We start from the raw sequence: 17,681 nt of genomic DNA, 5'->3' as shown, positions 1-17,681 counted from the left end.
GATGGATGTACCCGCCCTGCAGCGCCAGCTGCGCGACTTCGCCGCGGCCCGGGACTGGCAGCCGTTCCACACGCCCAAGAACCTGGCGATGGCGCTGATGGTGGAATCGGCCGAGCTGCTGGAGCTGTTCCAGTGGCTCACGCCCGAAGAGTCGCAGTCGCTCACGCAGCAGCGCGAGGGGCGCGAGCGCGTGGGCGAGGAAATGGCCGACGTGCTGCTCTACCTGCTGCAGCTGGCCGACCACACCGGCGTGGACCTGGAAGCCGCCGTGGCCCGCAAGCTGGCGATGAACGCGGTCAAGCACCCGCCCGCGCTGCGCTGAAGCGGCCATGAAAAAAGCCCCGCCGGGGCGGGGCTCGGGTGGCGCAAGCCGGCTGAGGTTCAGGGCTTCTTGCGTGCGGCGATGGCCTTCTCGGCCGCGCCCACCAGGTCGGCGCCGATGGCGCCCTTCCACTTGTCCACCACCGGCCGCGTGGCCTGCACGAAGGCCTGGCGCTCTTCGGGGCTGAGCTGCGTCACCGTCACGCCGTGGCTGGCGATCTCCTTGAGCAGGGGCTTGTCGGCCTCCACCAGGCCCTTGCGGGCGATGGCGATCTGCTCCTTGCCCGCGTCGATGGCGGCCTGCTTCACGATCTCGCGGTCGGCCGGGGTCCAGCTGTTCCAGATGTCCTTGTTGACCACGAAGATCAGCGGGTCGTTCATGTAGTTCCACAGCGTGACGTACTTCTGCGCCACGGTGTAGAGCTTGGCCGCCATATAGACCGACAGCGGGTTCTCCTGCCCATCGACCGCGCCGCTGGCCATGGCGGGCTGGGCGTCGGCCCAGCTCATCTGCGTGGGGTTGGCGCCCAGGGCTGTGAAGGTGTCGAGGAACAGGGGCGAGCCGACCACGCGGATCTTCATGCCCTTCAGGTCCGCTGGGGTCTTGATGGGGCGCTTGGAATTGGAGATCTCGCGGTAGCCGTTCTCGCCCCAGGCCAGCGGCACCACGCCGGCCTTGTCCAGCGTCTGGAAGATCGTCTTGCCGGCCTCGCCCTGGGTCACGGCATCGACGGCAGCGTAATCGGGGAAGAAGAAGGGCAGCGAGAACAGGTTGAGCTGCTTGACCTGCGGCGACCAGTTGATGGTCGAGCCGATGGCCATGTCGATCACGCCCTGGCGCAGCGCGCTGAATTCGCGCGTCTGGTCGCCCTGGATCAGCGACACGCCCGGGTAGAGCTTGATGTTGATGCGGCCCTGCGTGCGCTCGCGGACCTTGCCCGCCCAGATCTCGCCGCCCTTGCCCCAGGGAAAGGCCGTGCCCAGCACCAGCGACATGCGGTATTCGCTCTTGTAGTTGCCCTGCGCCAGCGCGGGCGCGGCGCTGAAGGCGAGGGCGGCGGCGGCCGCCACGGCGGAGGCGAGGAAGGTGCGCAGTTTCATGGTTTCAGTCTCCTTGTCGTATGAATCGGTATTCGGTCAGTAGCCCAGCCGGGCGGGCAGCCACAGGGCCAGTTGCGGGAAGGCGATGACCAGCAGCATCACCAGGCCCATGGCCAGCAGCATGGGGCCCACCCAGCGCACGGTGGATTCCATGCGCACGCCGGCGATGCGGCACGACACCATCAGGTTCACGGCCAGCGGCGGCGTGAACTGGCCCAGTGCCACCTTGAGCGTGAGGATCACGCCGAACCACACCGGGTCCCAGTGGTAGTGGTTCATGATGGGCAGCAGCAGCGGCACGAAGATCAGGAAGATCGAGATGCCGTCCAGGAACATGCCCACGGTGATCAGCAGCAGGATCAGCAGCGCCAGTACGCCGTATTCGCCCAGGCCCGAATGCACGATGGCGTTGGCCACCGGGTCGATCACGCCCAGCGTGGACAGCGAGAACGCGAAGATGCCCGCCAGCGATACCACCAGCAGGATCACGGCCGAGAGCTCGCCCGCCTCGCGCAGGATGGGGAACAGGTCGCGCCAGGTGATGGTGCGGTGGATGCACATGCCCACGAACAGGCCGTAGAACACCGCCACCACGGCCGCCTCGGTGGGCGTGAACCAGCCCGCGCGCATGCCGCCCAGGATCAGCACCGGCGCGGCCAGGCCCCAGGAGGCTTCGTGCAGGCTCTTCCAGAATGCGGGGCGCGGCATGGAGGCTTCGAGCGCTCCCATCTTGTGCTTGCGCGCCAGCCACACGGCGGGAACGATCAGCGCGATGCCGGCCAGCACGCCAGGGATCATGCCGGCCGCGAACAGCGCCGGCACCGAGGCGCCCGGCACCAGCACCGAATAGATGATGAAGGCGACCGAGGGCGGGATCAGGATGTCGGTGGCCGCCGCCGCGCCCACCACGCTGGCCGAGAAGCTGCCCGGGTAGCCCGCGCGGCTCATGGCCGCGATCATCACGCCGCCCACGGCCGCCGCGTTGGCCGGCCCCGAGCCCGAGATGCCGCCCAGGAACATGGCCACGGCGATCGCCACCAGCGGCAGCATGCCGGGGCCCCGGCCCACGATGGCGACGGCGAAGTTGACCAGGCGCAGCGCCACGCCCGAGCGGTCGAAGATCGAGCCCACCAGCACGAACATGGGAATGGCCAGCAGCGGGTACTTGCCCAGGCCGGCATAGAAGTTCTGCGGCACGGCCAGCAGGCCGAACCACTGCGCGTCCTGGTTGGCCAGCGCGATGGCGGCGGCGCCCGCCAGGCCCAGGGCCGCGCCGATGGGCACGCCCACGAACATCAGCGCCAGGAAGGCGACGAAGAGCAGGGTGGCGATCATGGCTGGCGCTCCTGCGGCAGGCCCGGCGTGCCCGGGGCCGCTTCGGCATCGGTGAAGAACGCATCGGGCTGGCGGCCCCGGCGGATGTAGAGGCCGATGGCGCGCCAGGTGATGAGCAGCGACAGGATCGGCAGCCAGACCGAATACCACCACTGCGGCACGCCGATGCCGGGCGAGGTCTCCTCGAAGCGGAAGTCGTCATAGACCACGCGCACGCTGAGCACGGCGATCACGCCGAACAGCACCGCCACCAGGGCCGCGCCGAACTGCGCGAGGAAGCGGCGCCGCGCGGGCGAGCCGCGCTCTGCGAACCATTCGATGCGGATGTGCCGGTCGCGCGCCACGGCGGCGGAGCCGGCCACCAGCGCCAGCACGATCATCAGGAAGACGGAGATCTCCTCCGTCCACGCGAACGAGGAATTGGTGAAGTAGCGCACCAGCACGTTGGCGAAGGTGATGAGCGCGAGCAGCGCCATCACGATCACGGTGAGCCAGTCTTCGATGCAGAGGGAGCGGGGCGGGTCGTTGGCGTCGCTGCCGGGGCCGCGAGCGGGTGCGTCCGGCGCGGAGCCGGGCGAAGGATGGGCGGACATGGGTCGGGAAGGAGGGCGGGAAAAGGGAAGCGCTTCAGGGAATCGGCGGAACGGCAGCAAGGGCGGACATCGCCCATGCAGGTGCGCAAGGGTGCTGCGGCTGCAGGGCGCCTGACGGCATCGTGCGCCGCAGGCCTGGCGGGGAAAGCCCCTGGGGCGCGGTGGCGCCCCGAGCCATTTTGCAACCAAAGGTGCGCGCGCCGTCGTGGGGTGTTCCCGCAGCGCAGCAAAGCCGGCGCGGGGTGCGCGCCGCCTGGGGCGGCGCCCTGCCGTGCCCATAATGCGCGCCATGGAAACCAAGTGGCTCGAGGACTTCGTCAGCCTGGCGGAAACACGCAGTTTCAGCCGTTCGGCGCAATTGCGGCATGTGACGCAGCCGGCTTTTTCGCGCCGCATCCAGGCGCTCGAAGCCTGGGCGGGCACCGATCTGGTGGACCGCAGCTCCTATCCCACCCGGCTCACCCCGGCGGGCAAGACGCTCTACGACCAGGCGCTGGAGATGCTGCAGGCGCTGCAGAACACCCGCGCCATGCTGCGCGCCCACACCAGCGCGGGGCAGGACATGGTGGAGTTCGCCGTGCCGCACACGCTGGCCTTCACCTTCTTTCCGGCCTGGGTGTCCAGCCTGCGCGAGAAGTTCGGCCCGCTCAAGAGCCGGCTGATCGCGCTCAACGTCCACGACGCCGTGATGCGCCTCGTCGAAGGCGGCTGCGATCTGCTCATCGCCTACCACCACCCCTCGCAGCCGCTGCAGCTCGATGCCAACCGCTACGAGATGGTCACCCTGGGGCAGGAGGTGCTCTCGCCCTACGCCAAGGCCGGGCCGGACGGCCAGCCGCTTTTCGCACTGCCCGGCCGCCCCGGCCAGCCGCTGCCCTACCTGGGCTATGCGCCCGGCGCCTACCTGGGGCGGGTGACAGAGCTGATCCTCAAGCAGTCCGGCACGGCCATCCACCTCGACCGCGTCTATGAAACCGACATGGCCGAGGGCCTCAAGGCCATGGCGCTGGAGGGCCACGGCGTGGCCTTCCTGCCGCACAGCGCCGTGAAGAAGGAGCTGCGCTCGCGCCGCCTGGTCAGCGCCGCGCCGCCTGGCGTCGAAGACCTGCAACTGGTGATGGAGGTGCGCGCCTACCGCGAAAAGCCGTCGGCCAAGGATGGGGCCAAGGGCATGGCCGAGGCGCTGTGGAGCTACCTGCAGCAGCAGAGCACCGAAACGGTGCGCCCCTCCGCCTGAGCCTCGCCGCACGCCGAACGGGGGGCGGAGGCGCCTGCGGCATAGGCAGGGTTATGCAAGGGTTAACCCGAGTTATGCGTTCCAGGCATAAAGTGGCGCCCAATTGGCATTGGTCACCGGGCCTGCGGCGCAATTACAGTCTGCGGCGCACGGGCAGAACGGCATTTTTCGCTGTGCTGCGCATGAGGCACCACAGTATCTGGCGCAGAGCTTGCTTGGATTGGGTCTATACGGGTTGGCATGGCGTCTTCGGGCGTTCACCGCGCTTTCCCGGAATGACCCGACCGAACAGGCCGTGGTGGTGCCGGCTGCATGATGGCCGGGCATCCCTGTTCCGGGGGGTGGTTTATGCGGTATGACCGCGCCAGTCCGACCCCTAGAATGAAAGCCTCAGTTTTTTGTATCGCAAGTTAAGGAGATATGCATGAAGAAACATCTGTTGGCCCTGGCCATTACCGCTCTCGCAGCGGGCAGCGCGTTCGCACAGGCCAATGACACCCTGGCCAAGATCAAGGCTTCCGGCACGATCACCGAAGGCGTGCGTGAATCCTCCGGCCTCTCCTTCACGCTGGGCGATGGCAAATACACGGGCTTCCACTATGACGTGTGCGCCCGCGTGATCTCCGACATCCAGAAGCACCTGGGCCTGGCCAAGCTGGAAACCAAGTACCAGCCCGTGACCTCGCAGAACCGCATTCCGCTGGTGCAGAACGGCACCGTGGACATCGAGTGCGGCTCCACCACCAACAACCAGGCCCGCCAGAAGGACGTGGCCTTCGCCGTGACCACCTACGTGGAAGAAGTGCGCATCGCCACCAAGGCCAACTCCGGCATCACCGGCATCAAGGACCTGAACGGCAAGACCATCGCCACGACGACCGGCACGACCTCGGTGCAAACGCTGCGCAAGAACAAGCGCGCCGATGGCCTGACCTTCAAGGAAGTGTTCGGCAAGGACCACTCCGACAGCTTCCTGCTGCTCGAATCGGGCCGCGCTGACGCCTTCATCATGGACGGCTCCATCCTGGCCGCCAACATCGCCAAGTCCAAGGCACCTGCCGACTACAAGATCGTCGGCGAAGTGCTGAGCGTGGAGCCCATCGGCATCATGATCCGCAAGGACGACCCCGCCTTCAAGAAGGTGGTGGACGACAGCCTGAAGGCGATGATGAAGTCCGGCGAGATCGCCAAGCTCTACGACAAGTGGTTCATGCAGCCCATCCCGCCGAACAACGTGAAGATCGGCCTGCCCGCCAGCGAAGCCACCAAGGACGCATGGGCGCACCCGAACGACAAGCCGATGGAAGACTACAAGCTGAAGGACTGAAGCACCCAGGTGCGGCTCTCCCCGGAAAACGCCCACATGAGTGGGCGTTTTTTGTAAGCCGACCGCTGCAGGGCGACCTGCAGGCCACCGCGATGCCTGATAAGACAAACGATTAGAAAAGAAGGATTTCCCATGGGATCGAATTGGGATTGGCAGGTGTTCCTGCAGGACCCGGGCGGCGAGTACCCGACCTACCTGCAGTGGATGCTCTCGGCCTGGGGCTGGACGGTGTCCGTCTCGCTGCTGGCATTGGTGATCGCCCTGGTCGCCGGCTCCATCATCGGCACTATCCGCACGTTGCCGGACAACAAATTCCTGGTCGGCCTCGGCAATGCGTGGGTGGAACTGTTCCGCAACATCCCGCTGCTGGTGCAGATCTTCCTCTGGTACCACGTGCTGCCGGCGATCTTCCCGGTGCTCAAGGGTTTTTCCAGCTTCATCCTGGTGGTGCTGGCGCTGGGCTTCTTCACCTCCGCGCGTATCGCCGAGCAGGTGCGCGCCGGCATCCAGGCGCTGCCGCGCGGCCAGCGCTACGCCGGCATGGCCATGGGCTTCACCACGGTGCAGTACTACCGCTACGTGCTGCTGCCGATGGCGTTCCGCATCATCATTCCGCCGCTGACCAGCGAGACGATGAACATCTTCAAGAACTCGTCCGTGGCGTTCGCCGTGTCGGTGACCGAACTGACCATGTTCGCCATGCAGGCGCAGGAAGAAACCTCGCGCGGCATCGAGATCTACCTGGCGGTGACGGGCCTCTACGTCATCTCCGCATTCGCCATCAACCGCATCATGGCCTTCATCGAGAAGCGCTCGCGGGTGCCGGGCTTCATCGTCTCCAGCGGCGCGGGTGGAGGCCACTGACATGATGAATCTCGACTTCTCCTTCTACAGCTGGGACATCATCAGCAAGTTCGTGCTGAAGGGCTTCTACTTCAGCATCATGCTCACCGTGGTGGCCACGCTGGGCGGCATCCTGTTCGGCACCGTGCTGGCGCTGATGCGCCTGTCGGGCAAGAAGTGGCTGGACGTGCCGGCCACCATCTACGTCAACGGCATGCGCAGCATTCCGCTGGTGATGGTGATCCTCTGGTTCTTCCTGCTGGTGCCCTTCATCGTCGGGCGGCCCATCGGCGCCGAGATGTCGGCGGTGATCACCTTCATCGCGTTCGAGGCGGCCTACTTCAGCGAGATCATGCGCGCGGGCATCCAGTCCATCTCGCGCGGCCAGGTCTTCGCGGGCCAGGCGCTGGGCATGACCTACGGGCAGAACATGAAGCTCGTGATCCTGCCGCAGGCCTTCCGCAACATGCTGCCGGTGCTGCTCACGCAGACCATCATCCTGTTCCAGGACACCTCGCTCGTCTATGCCATCGGCGCCTACGACATGCTCAAGGGCTTCGAGACGGCCGGCAAGAACTACGGCCGGCCCATCGAGGCCTACCTGCTGGCGGCCGTCGTCTATTTCGTGATGTGCTTTGCGCTGTCGTGGGTCGTCAAGCGCCTGCACCGCAAGATCGCCATCATCCGATGAGCGCCGGGCGGCAAGAAACAACGGATCCACCGGCTTCGACGAATGAACGACGAACGACTCCCTCGGCGAGTCAGTGAGTGAGGAATAAAGCAAATGATTGAACTCAAGAACGTTTCCAAGTGGTATGGCAGCTTCCAGGTGCTCAACGACTGCTCCACCACCATCAAGAAGGGTGAAGTGGTCGTGGTCTGCGGCCCTTCGGGTTCCGGCAAGTCCACGCTGATCAAGACCGTGAACGCGCTGGAGCCGGTGCAAAAGGGCGAGATCTGGGTCAACGGCGTGCCCGTGCACGACCCCAAGACCAACCTGCCCAAGCTGCGCAGCCAGGTCGGCATGGTGTTCCAGCACTTCGAGCTGTTCCCGCACCTGTCGGTCACCGACAACCTGACCATCGCCCAGATCAAGGTGCTGGGCCGCAGCGCCGACGAAGCCAAGACGCGCGGCCTGAAGATGCTCGACCGCGTGGGCCTGCTGGCGCACAAGGACAAGTTCCCCGGCCAGCTCTCGGGCGGCCAGCAGCAGCGCGTGGCCATCGCCCGTGCGCTGTCGATGGACCCCATCGTGATGCTGTTCGACGAACCCACGTCGGCGCTGGACCCCGAAATGGTGGGCGAAGTGCTGGACGTGATGGTCGCGCTGGCCAACGAAGGCATGACCATGATGTGCGTGACCCACGAAATGGGCTTCGCCCGCAAGGTCGGCCACCGCGTGATCTTCATGGACGTGGGCGGCAAGATTCTGGAAGACTGCACGAAGGAAGAATTCTTCGGCAACCCCGATGCCCGCCAGCCGCGCACCAAGGACTTCCTCAACAAGATCCTGCAGCACTGATCGGGCTGAAGTGCCGGGCACGGGCCGGCGGCGGCAAAAGCCGCCACGCCGGTGCTCCCACGAAAAAAGCAAAGGCGCCTTCGGGCGCCTTTGCTTTTGGGCGGCCAGAATGGCGGGCGCCGTCTCTCCCATCGCACGAGCCCATCACCCCGCAGCCATGCCTGATCGCCGACCCGCAGCAAGCCCATCGCCCGCCGCACCGCGCGGCCCGGGGCTGCCTGCCGAATGGCAGGTGGTGCAGTGGCACAGCGATGCGCCGCCCCAGCCGGCCTGGGGCGAGCCCTGCAACGGCTGCGGCCTGTGCTGCCTCGCGGAGCCCTGCCCGGTGGGCATGCTGGTGTCGCGGCGCCGCAGCGGCCCCTGCAGCGCCCTGCGCTGGGACGAGGCGGGCCGGCGCTATCGCTGCGGGTTGCTGACCGATACGGCCGGCGTCACGGGCTGGCGCAGCGCGTGGTGGCTGCGCGGTGTGCGCGCCGTGGCGCGGCGGTGGATCGCGGCAGGGCAGGGCTGCGATGCACAGCCGCTGCGGGTGGAGCCGCCTGAGGCCGGGTAATTCCCGGTATGCTATTGAATCGATAGCTATCAGCCCAGGTCCCGATTGCGCTGCAGGCCTTTTTTGTGCTCAGCCTGCGGTGCTCCCATTCCTGTACCGGCTCACAGGGCCGCAAGGTCCGAGACCTGCGCCGCCGCCATCGGCGAGCCGGAGCGCAGCGGGGCCGGCGCTGCTGGCGCGGTGACGGCTTCGGATTCCGCCGGCTCCGCTGCGGCCTGCAGGCGCCATGGGGGTGCTTGGCAGGGCAGCCCGATGGGCGACACGAAAGGCTGGAGCCGCATGGCCTGCCCGCCGTCGGCAAGCTGCAGCAAGCCCGACCCGTTCGGCCCGTTCGGCACCGGAGCGAGCTGTGCGGTGGCTACGCCTTCGGTCGGATGCGCGAGTGCCAGACGCGCCAGCGCATCGGCCGCCTCCGCTGCGCGCATCGCGGAGCGCGTGGGCGCGACCTGCGCCGTGTACATCAAGGCCGACGGGCCGTGCAGGACCAGCTGGCGCCCGCCTGGCTGCCCTGGCGCCATGGGGCGGATGAAGCGGCTGTCGAAGCGCATGCGTTCGAAGGCGATGCGGCAGGCCAGGTGATCGATCAGGGTCAGCCCCCACATGTCGGCGCCCGTGACGGGTTTTGGGGGTGACAGCCCGGCGAGGCTGCTACTGCCCGCTGCCTCCACTGGCACGATGGCGCAGTCCAGCCCATGGACGGCGGTGAATGCCGCAGCCTGACCTTCGCCCACGGCGGACACCCGCAGCGCGCCCGGGCAAGCCGCCACGGGCGGCAGCGGCGCACTCAGCGGCTGGGCCAGATCGATGGGGCGGGGCTCGGCGGTGCGTGTGCTGGCGGCTGACGCTGGCGTCAGGCCGAAGATGGCAAGCTCTGCCGTGGCGGGTTGCAGCAGCGCGGCCAGGCCCACGGCCGCAAACACGGCCAGCGCTACTGCCAGGCCGCGCCGGGCGGCGCGGGGCACGGGCCCTTCCAGGCCGCGCAGGAACCAGGGCGTGGCCATGACCAGACCCAGCACCCAGAGCACGTCGCCCCGGGCGGCCAGCGCCCAGGCGTTCAGGCCCGACTCCCACAGCGACCATGCGAGCGTGAGGCCCAGCAGCAGCGCATGGGTGGGCAGCGCCGCCGGATTGCCCTGCAGCAGCAGCAAGCCCGTGAGCACCAGCAGCAGGCTGGCGGGCAGGTAGTACCACGACCCGCCCAGCGCCATCAGCCAGACACCGCCCGTGCCGATCACCAGCCCGACGAGCACGAGCAGCAGCCCCAGGGCGGTGGGCGCGACACGGTGATGCGTCATGGAGCTTCCTTTCCGGAAACGGACGGGGGAGGGCGAGGGGCTGAGGGCCGCCGGATGGCCGGCGTGCGGAAAAGGCGGGTGGGGCGCCGGCTGGACTGTGAAGGCGTGCAGCGGGCAGCGGATGGGAAGGTATGCGGCCCCTGGCGTGGCCCATGTCGGTGCCCTGCGGCGCACGGTGTAGGAAAGCGCGCCTGCGCCGGGGCGTGCTGCGGTGGGCCCCTGAAGAGATCGGTGGTCTGCTATCTAAAGCATAGCTGCATGCGCAGGACTGGAGCACGCTGGGCCGCGATGAGGCTCCAGGTTTCGCCGCGATGCGATGACGCTTGGGCGACAGCCGGTGCGGGTTTCCGGCGTAGGGCCTGCGGCCTGCATCGGCTGCAATGCGGGCACTGCCATCGTCAGCCACTCACCCAAGGATTCTTCTCCATGCAGCGTCGCCATCTCGTGCAACTCGCCGCCGCCAGCCTGGCCGCCCCCGCGCTTCTCGCCCGGGCCCAGGCGCCGGCCTTTCCGTCCAAGCCCATCAAGCTGCTGGTGGCCTTCCCGGCCGGCGGGCCCACCGACATCACCATGCGCATCCTGGCCGACGAAGCCGGCAAGCTGCTGGGCCAGCCCGTCATCATCGACAACAAGCCCGGCGCGGGCGGCACGCTGCCGGCCCAGGCGCTGCAGACTTCCGCGCCCGACGGCTACACCGTCGCGCAGATCCCGCTGGGCGTGTTCCGGCTGCCCTACACCACCAGGATCAACTGGGACCCGGTCAAGGACATCAGCTACGTGCTGAACCTCACCGGCTACGCCTTCGGCGTGGTCGTGCCGGCCAACTCGCCGTTCAAGAACTGGGCCGATTTCGTGGCCTATGCCAAGGCCAACCCCGGCAAGCTCAGCTACGGCTCCACCGGCACGCTGACCAGCCCGCACCTGACCATGGAGCTGATCGCGCAGCAGCTCGGCATCGAACTGCTGCACGTGCCCTACAAGGGCAGCGCCGACCTGATGCAGGCCACGCTGGGCGGCCAGCTGATGGCTGCGGCCGATTCCACCGGCTTCGCGCCGCAGGTGGAAGCCGGCAAGCTGCGCGTGCTCAACACCTGGGGCGCCGAGCGGCTGGCCAAGTTCCCCGATGCGCCCACGCTCAAGGAACTGGGCATCGACCTGGTGCAGAACTCGCCCTTCGGCCTGGGCGCGCCGCGCGGCACGCCGCCCGAGGTGGTGAGGCGCCTGCACGATGCGTTCAAGCAGGCGATGGAGCAGGAAAGCTACCGGGCCGCGCTCGCTCGCTACGACATGGTGCCGATCTACATGGGAACGGCCACCTACCAGAAGTTCGCCGAAACCACCTTCGCGCGCGAGAAGGCGCTGGTGGCCAAGCTGGGGCTGGCCAAGGCCCCGTGACATAGCGGTCGCTGCGGCCACGCATGGCCGCACCGGGCCCATTCGAGGCCGGTGCCTTGTGCGCGCCGGAGCGCTGTGCGATCGATCCGGCGCAGTGGCGAATGCGATGGGCGAAAGGCCCGGGCGCCTCAGTCCAGGCCGAGGGCCCGGGCGTCTTCCAGGTGCGCGTCCCAGGCCGGCGCGGGGCGCGGCTCGGGCAGCTGCGTCAGGTAGGTGCAGCCACGCGCGGCGCGCAGCAGCAGGGCGCCGCCGGTGGCAGCCTGCACGGCGGCCGTGCCGCGCCGTTCAGAGCGCAGGGAGACGGCAATCAGGGCCAGGCCGAGGCCGGCCACGAGAAGGTTTTCGCCGGGCAGGGAGGGGCGGGAGCGGTCGAAAGCCTGCCATTGTCTGAGAGTGTTGATCGGGTCCATACGGCACTCTAGCGCAGCTTTGGGGAGTCTGCCGCATGGCTTCGCATCAACGTGTAGCCAGCAGCCGTTTCGCCACCTCGGCAAAGCCCGCTCCGCGCTCGCTGCGCGTGACGTAGCGGGGCCGGAATTGCAGCTGCGGCACGAAGCGCGCGATGTTCGCCACGCCGATGCTGTGCGGCAGGTGCTGGAACATCCGCTGGTCGTTGGTCGAGTCGCCCACATAGATCCAGCGGTCGATCTCGGCATCCAGATCGCGCTGCAGCAGGGTGCGGACGATCCAGCGCGCGCCCTCCAGCTTGTCGTGGCTGCCGTACCAGCCGTTGATGTGGATGCTGCTGACCGTGGCGTTCATGCCGGCCGCGCGCATCAGCGCCACGCATTGCGCGATGCGCTCGGGCGGCAGGTGGGTGAATTCGCTGTGGTCGATGGCGATGTCGCACTCGCGGCCAGGCGAATCGGTGGCGCGCACGGCGCCGGGCACCTCGCGCTCGATCCGCTCCAGCACCGCCTGCATGCGCGCGAAATTCGCGGCGCGCGTCGCCGCGTCCTGCTGGTGGAGCTTGACCAGCGGCGCCCCCGGCCCGCCGGGCACGAAGGCCAGCGCGCCGTTCTCGGCCACCACCGCATCGACGGGCCAGGTCGCGGCGAAGGTTTCGCTCCAGCCGGCCGGCCGGCCCGTCACGGGAATCACCACCAGGCCGGCCGCCTTTAGCGCGGCCAGGGCCTCCAGCGCATCGGGGGTGATGGCGCCTTCGGTCGTCAGCGTGTCGTCGATGTCGGTCAGCACGCCGGCAGGATGCTGCGGCGGGCTCCATTCGGCCAGCGGGCGCAGTGTGTCGCTGGAGTGTTCGGCAGCGGTCATGGGATGGGCCATCAATCAGCGAGGGCTAGCGGCGGAACACCAGATAGCGCGCCGCCGCGAAGTTGAACGCCAGCCCGGCCACGCTGCCCGCCGCCACGCCCAGCATGGGTGCCAGCGGCCCGTGCAGCCACTGCAGCACCAGCGAATAGGCCGCGTAGTTGACCAGCCCGCCCACCGTCATCGAGGCGAGGTACTTCGCATATTCACGCCACCAGGGCACGCCCTGCGCGCCGGACTCGGCCGCCTGCGAGCGGAAGGCATGGCGGCGGTTGATCCACCAGGTGGTGGTCGCCGCCGCGAGGAACGACACCACCCGCGCCGCATACCAGCCCAGCCAGGGCGCGAGGGCATAGAGCACGGCCGTATCCACCACCAGGCCGACGACGCCGGCGATGGCGAACAGCAGCAGCTGGCGCAGGGTGGTGGAGCCGGTCTTCACGCGGCGGGGCCCTGCCAGACGGGAACGGCCAGATAGGCCAGCAGCTTGGCCTCGCGCCGCCCCAGCGTGACCGAGTGCATGACGATGCCGCAGACCAGCGACAGCGCGGCGCAGAGCATGATGCCCGTGGCGGCCACGCCGGTGGGCAGGCGCGGCACCAGGCCCGTGTGCAGGTAGGTCGTCAGCAGCGGAATCGCCAGCCCCAGCGACGCGGCCGCCAGCACGGCGGCGATCAGGCTGAAGAACATGAGCGGCTTCTCGCTGGCGAAGAGCTTGGCGATGGTGCCCAGGATGCGCCAGCCGTCGCGCAGGGTGGAGAGCTTGCTGACCGAGCCCTCGGGCCGCGCGCGGTAGTGGATGTCCACCTCGGCATAGGGCATGCGCAGCACCAGGGCATGGACGGTGAGCTCGGTCTCGGTCTCGAAGCCCCGCGCCATGGCCGGGAACGACTTGGCGTAGCGGCGCGAGAACACGCGGTAGCCCGAGAGCATGTCGGTATATCCCTGGCCGAAGATGCCATGCACCGAGCCCGTGAGCAGCCGGTTGCCCAGCCGGTGGCCGGGGCGGTAGGTCTGCGGATTGCTGCCGTCGTCGCGCCGGCAGCCCACCACCATGTCCAGCCGCTCGGCCAGCAGCTGGCCGATGTGCTGGCGCAGGTCGCGCAGGTCGTAGGTGGCGTCGCCGTCCACCATCACGTACACGTCGGCATCGATGTCGGCGAACATGCGCCGCACCACGTTGCCCTTGCCCTGCGAGCGCACGGCGATGACTTCGGCGCCGCAGGCGCGGGCGATGGCCACCGTGTCGTCGGTGGAGTTGTTGTCGAAGACGTAGATGCGCGCTTCGGGCAGGCAGGTCTTGAATTCCTCGATGACCTGGCGGATGGCCAGGGCCTCGTTGTAGCAAGGCAGCATCGCGGCGATGCGGACCGGCGGCAGGTGCGTGTCGGTGGGCGTCATGGTGTGGAAGGCGAGGGGGCGGCGGCTGGGTCCGCCTTCAGGCGGTAGAGCCGGATGGTGCCGTCGGCATGCAGCAGTTCGAAATATTGCGCGAAGTCGCCCTGCGCGAGTACGGGCAGTTGCCGGTCGGTGCGGATGATGAGTGCGGTGAAACCCTGTTCGGCGAGTTTGCGGTGCAGGGCCTGCGGCGAGAGGGACTGGTAGTCCCGGTAGCGCCAGGGGCCGAAGATGTCGCCCCAGATGGGGCGTGGCGCGTAGTAGAGGGATTCCTCCAGCCCCAGCTGGTAGATCCTGGCCTGCGGGTGGTCGCGAAGGTAGGTGAGCACGCCGTAGCCCGGAATGTGCTCCTGCAGCACGGCCTCGCGCTGCGCGGGCGTGGCAGCGACGTTCTTCCAGTGCTTGCGGGCCATGCCGGCGCTCGACAGGCCGACGCCGGCCAGCAGCGCCAGCGCCACCCAGCCCGGCCAGCGGGTGCCGGCGGGCCGGCGCGACTTCCACCATGCACCCAGGTGGCGCAGCCCGTGCATGACGCTCGCGGCCGACAGCAGGGCCAGCAGCGGGAAGGCGAACATCAGATAGCGCGGATAGCGTGAGCTGGCCGCCCAGATCAGCAGCATGTAGGTACCCACGATGGCGCCGTGCCGCAGCGCCCGCTGGCGCCGCAGGGCTGGCACGAACGGCACGGCGGCGGCGGGCCAGAGCGCCCAGTGCGGCCAGCCGGCGTTGCGGCGCAGGTCTTCGAACTGCCCGCGGTAGTCGTCGAGGTTCCAGTCGGTGAAGCCGAAGATGCGGCCCCCCACCGGGTTGAACGGGTCGCCCGTCAGCAGCGCGTTGCGCGCATACCAGTAGAGGCACGGCAGGCAGAGGCAGGCCAGAGTGCCCAGCCAGGTGGCGGGCCGGCGGTCGCGCCAGGCCAGCAGCACCGCGAAGAGCGGCAGCAGCGCCAGCATCTGGTACTTGATGCCGACCGCCACGCCGATCAGGAAGGCGCTGGCGAAGGCCCAGCGGCGGTCCGGCCACCGAGCCGCCGTTCGGGCCGTTTCCGAGCCGCTCGCATGCCACTCCTGCAGCGCCGTGCAGGCGGCCAGCACGAAGAGGGCCGTGCCCAGATCGACATAGGCCGTGCCGAACAGGCCGCGGCCCAGCAGCAGCCAGGCCAGCGCCGCTAGGGCCGCCGTGGCTCGGTCCTGCAGGTGCTGCACGCCCAGCCGGTAGATCAGCCAGGCGCAGACCCAGCCGGCCGATGCGTGCAGCAGGTGTGGCAGCACGTCGTTGCCCAGCGTGAGCGCCGCGGCGAAGAGCAGGTCGAAGTTGTAGGGGAACCAGGGGTAGCGCAGCCACTCGTTCACCTGCAGCGAGCCGCTGAGCGCCCATTCGCGGGCATGCGGCAGGTGGTACATCAGTTCGTCCCAGGCGCGGGGCGGGCTGAGCGGCGTCACCAGCGCGGGCAGGCTGCACAGCACGAACAGCGCGGCGATGTACCTTTCAGCGGGTGTGCGGGCCTGCCACCACTGCCGGACGGAGCCCTGCGCGGGTAGCCCTGCGCGCCGTTGCAGGTTGCGCCAGCCGTGCCAGCCCGCCGCCAGCGCGCCCAGGCCCGTCACGGCCAGCACCGTAGCCGCATGCAGCTGGTGCAGCACGGCCAGCGCCTGCAGCGCGCAGATGAAGACGCCCATGCCCAGGGCGACCGCGAGCGGGTTGCGCGTGGGCAGCGGCGCATCGCGGTGCCAGCGCAGCAGCGTTTGCCCGAAGCCCCAGCATGCTGCGAGGAAGATGAACAGCTGGGCGTACTGGCCCAGCGCGAAGAACGCCTTCTGCATGGCGGGCGGTCAGCCCGCGCTGCCCAGCGAGAGCCCGGCGTGCTCGCGCAGCGGGTGGAAGTGGATCTTGGGGAAGCGCTCCTGCGCCAGGCGCACGTCGTAGGGGCTGGTGCAGAGGTAGGCCAGCGTGTCGGCCGCGTCGTGGGCCAGGCGCAGCGGGTAGGCGTCGGTGAAGGCGCGCAGGTCGGCGGCGCTGTCGGCCGTGATCCAGCGGGCGCCGGTGTACTGGCAGTTCTCCAGGCGCACGTCGGCGTCGTATTCGGTCTTCAGGCGGTGCTGCACGACTTCGAACTGCAACTGGCCCACGGCGCCCAGCAGCATGTTGCCGCCGGCGTCGGGCTTGAAGACCTGGATGGCGCCTTCCTCGCCCAGCTGGGCCAGGCCCTGCTGCAGCTGCTTGGTGCGCAGCGGGTTCTTCAGCACCACGGTCATGAACATCTCGGGGGCGAAGAAGGGCAGGCCGGTGAACTGCAGGCTGGCGCCGTCGGTGATGGTGTCGCCCAGCTGCACGCCGCCGTGGGTGGTGAAGCCGATGATGTCGCCCGCGTAGGCCTCTTCCACCGCCTCGCGGCGCTGGCTCATGAAGGTCACCACGCTGGTGGGGCGCAGTTCCTTGGCGGTGCGCTGCACCTTGAGCTTCATGCCGGGCTGGTACTTGCCGCTGGCCACGCGCACGAAGGCGATGCGGTCGCGGTGGTTGGCGTCCATGTTGGCCTGTACCTTGAACACCACGCCGGCGAAGCCCTCGTCCTCGGGCTGCACGGTCTTGACCACGGGCTGCTTGTTGACCTGCAGCGTGCTCACGCGCGGGCCGGGCGAGGGCGCCATGTCCACCAGCGCGTCCAGCACTTCCATCACCCCGAAGTTGTTCACGCCGGAGCCGAAGAAGACGGGCGTGAGCTTGCCGGCCAGGAAGGCTTCATGGTCCCAGGCGGGCGATGCGCCCACGGCCAGTTCCATGCTTTCCAGCGCGGCGTCGAATTCGGCGCCGAAGCGCGCGCGCAGCGTGGCGGCGTCGGAGAGCGGAATGGTCTCGAAGTCCTGCGGGCGGCGTTCGCTGCCGCTTTCGAACACGGTCATGGCCTGCGTGCGCAGGTTGATGATGCCGCCGAAGCTCTTGCCCTGGCCCACGGGCCAGGTCATGGGGCAGCAGGGCATGCCCAGTTCGCGCTCGACCTCGTCCATGATGTCCAGCGGGTCGCGCACCTCGCGGTCCATCTTGTTGACGAAGGTGATGATGGGCGTGTCGCGCTGGCGGCAGACCTCGATCAGGCGGCGCGTCTGCGCCTCCACGCCGTTGGCGGCGTCGATCACCATCAGGGCCGAATCGACGGCCGTGAGCACGCGGTAGGTGTCTTCGGAGAAGTCCTTGTGGCCCGGCGTGTCCAGCAGGTTGATGACGTGGTCGCGGTAGAGCATCTGCATGACCGAGGAGGCCACCGAGATGCCGCGCTGCTTTTCGATCTCCATCCAGTCGCTGGTGGCATGGCGGCTGGCCTTGCGGCCCTTGACGGCGCCCGCGATCTGGATCGCGCCCGAGAACAGCAGCAGCTTTTCCGTCAGCGTGGTCTTGCCCGCGTCGGGGTGGGAGATGATGGCGAAGGTGCGGCGGCGCCGGGTTTCTGGGGCGTAGGACACGGAAAGGGACCCTGGGGAACGAGCAAACCTT

18 protein-coding genes are annotated in these 17,681 nt (G+C 68.5%); 8 read left to right on the top strand and 10 right to left on the bottom strand.

Annotation, left to right across the window (positions count from 1 at the left end; translation table 11 throughout):
* The first annotated feature begins 1 nt into the window (after position 1).
* Positions 2–322: a nucleotide pyrophosphohydrolase gene (locus BM070_RS06860; protein WP_092938832.1), complete on the top strand. Its 321-nt coding sequence runs from the start codon at positions 2–4 to the stop codon at positions 320–322.
* 59 nt (positions 323–381) lie between these two features.
* Here the strand turns inward: BM070_RS06860 and BM070_RS06855 are convergent, their stop codons facing one another.
* Genes BM070_RS06855 through BM070_RS06845 form a run of 3 tightly spaced genes read right to left on the bottom strand, consistent with a single transcriptional unit; the run spans position 382 to position 3,350 of the window.
* A complete protein-coding gene (locus BM070_RS06855; RefSeq protein ID WP_092938830.1) occupies positions 382–1,422 on the bottom strand; it encodes a DctP family TRAP transporter solute-binding subunit in 1,041 nt (346 codons plus the stop codon).
* 36 nt (positions 1,423–1,458) lie between these two features.
* Entirely contained in the window at positions 1,459–2,757 is a 1,299-nt protein-coding gene (locus BM070_RS06850) for a TRAP transporter large permease (RefSeq protein WP_092938828.1), read from the bottom strand.
* A complete protein-coding gene (locus tag BM070_RS06845; protein ID WP_092938826.1) occupies positions 2,754–3,350 on the bottom strand; it encodes a TRAP transporter small permease in 597 nt (198 codons plus the stop codon). Before BM070_RS06845 ends, BM070_RS06850 begins: the two co-directional genes overlap by 4 nt.
* 289 nt (positions 3,351–3,639) lie before the next feature.
* Between BM070_RS06845 and BM070_RS06840 the strand changes: the two genes are divergently transcribed.
* The 6 genes from BM070_RS06840 (at position 3,640) to BM070_RS06815 (ending at position 8,832) form a co-directional block, all read left to right on the top strand.
* Entirely contained in the window at positions 3,640–4,587 is a 948-nt protein-coding gene (locus tag BM070_RS06840) for a LysR family transcriptional regulator (RefSeq protein ID WP_175518442.1), read from the top strand.
* 424 nt (positions 4,588–5,011) lie between these two features.
* Positions 5,012–5,914, top strand: coding sequence for an amino acid ABC transporter substrate-binding protein (locus BM070_RS06835; protein WP_092938822.1), 903 nt, complete (start codon positions 5,012–5,014; stop codon positions 5,912–5,914).
* Positions 5,915–6,046: 132 nt separating this feature from the next.
* Positions 6,047–6,778 carry an amino acid ABC transporter permease gene (locus tag BM070_RS06830; RefSeq protein ID WP_092938820.1) on the top strand — a complete coding sequence of 244 codons (732 nt, stop codon included), beginning with the start codon at positions 6,047–6,049 and terminating at the stop codon, positions 6,776–6,778.
* Between the two features lies 1 nt (position 6,779).
* Positions 6,780–7,448 carry an amino acid ABC transporter permease gene (locus tag BM070_RS06825; protein WP_175518440.1) on the top strand — a complete coding sequence of 223 codons (669 nt, stop codon included), beginning with the start codon at positions 6,780–6,782 and terminating at the stop codon, positions 7,446–7,448.
* Positions 7,449–7,541: 93 nt separating this feature from the next.
* Entirely contained in the window at positions 7,542–8,279 is a 738-nt protein-coding gene (locus tag BM070_RS06820; RefSeq protein ID WP_092938818.1) for an amino acid ABC transporter ATP-binding protein, read from the top strand.
* A 157-nt stretch (positions 8,280–8,436) separates the two neighbouring features.
* Positions 8,437–8,832, top strand: a complete 396-nt coding sequence (locus tag BM070_RS06815; RefSeq protein WP_245785125.1) for a hypothetical protein — start codon at positions 8,437–8,439, stop codon at positions 8,830–8,832.
* 101 nt (positions 8,833–8,933) lie between these two features.
* Here BM070_RS06815 and BM070_RS06810 read toward each other — a convergent pair whose 3' ends face one another.
* Positions 8,934–10,127: a hypothetical protein gene (locus BM070_RS06810; protein ID WP_092938816.1), complete on the bottom strand. Its 1,194-nt coding sequence runs from the start codon at positions 10,125–10,127 to the stop codon at positions 8,934–8,936.
* Positions 10,128–10,553: 426 nt separating this feature from the next.
* Between BM070_RS06810 and BM070_RS06805 the strand changes: the two genes are divergently transcribed.
* Positions 10,554–11,522, top strand: a complete 969-nt coding sequence (locus tag BM070_RS06805; RefSeq protein ID WP_092938814.1) for a tripartite tricarboxylate transporter substrate binding protein — start codon at positions 10,554–10,556, stop codon at positions 11,520–11,522.
* Positions 11,523–11,650: 128 nt separating this feature from the next.
* On the opposite strand, the gene BM070_RS06800 is transcribed toward BM070_RS06805, so the two are convergent.
* Genes BM070_RS06800 through BM070_RS06775 form a run of 6 tightly spaced genes read right to left on the bottom strand, consistent with a single transcriptional unit; the run spans position 11,651 to position 17,650 of the window.
* Positions 11,651–11,932, bottom strand: coding sequence for a hypothetical protein (locus BM070_RS06800; protein ID WP_092938812.1), 282 nt, complete (start codon positions 11,930–11,932; stop codon positions 11,651–11,653).
* A gap of 46 nt (positions 11,933–11,978) precedes the next feature.
* Positions 11,979–12,794, bottom strand: a complete 816-nt coding sequence (locus BM070_RS06795; RefSeq protein ID WP_175518438.1) for an HAD-IIB family hydrolase — start codon at positions 12,792–12,794, stop codon at positions 11,979–11,981.
* A gap of 25 nt (positions 12,795–12,819) precedes the next feature.
* Positions 12,820–13,233 (bottom strand): GtrA family protein, encoded by a 414-nt coding sequence (locus BM070_RS06790; protein ID WP_245785124.1) that lies wholly within the window; start codon positions 13,231–13,233, stop codon positions 12,820–12,822.
* A complete protein-coding gene (locus BM070_RS06785; protein ID WP_092938810.1) occupies positions 13,230–14,192 on the bottom strand; it encodes a glycosyltransferase family 2 protein in 963 nt (320 codons plus the stop codon). The genes BM070_RS06790 and BM070_RS06785 overlap by 4 nt, the downstream gene beginning before the upstream one ends.
* A complete protein-coding gene (locus BM070_RS06780; protein ID WP_092938809.1) occupies positions 14,189–16,012 on the bottom strand; it encodes a glycosyltransferase family protein in 1,824 nt (607 codons plus the stop codon). The genes BM070_RS06785 and BM070_RS06780 overlap by 4 nt, the downstream gene beginning before the upstream one ends.
* Before the next feature lie 9 nt (positions 16,013–16,021).
* Positions 16,022–17,650: a peptide chain release factor 3 gene (locus BM070_RS06775; protein ID WP_092938807.1), complete on the bottom strand. Its 1,629-nt coding sequence runs from the start codon at positions 17,648–17,650 to the stop codon at positions 16,022–16,024.
* Positions 17,651–17,681: the final 31 nt, after the last annotated feature.

It is taken from the genome of Paracidovorax wautersii, assembly GCF_900113035.1.
Taxonomy (GTDB): Bacteria; Pseudomonadota; Gammaproteobacteria; order Burkholderiales; family Burkholderiaceae_C; genus Paracidovorax; species Paracidovorax wautersii.
This window is presented reverse-complemented; position numbering and strand designations above follow the sequence as displayed.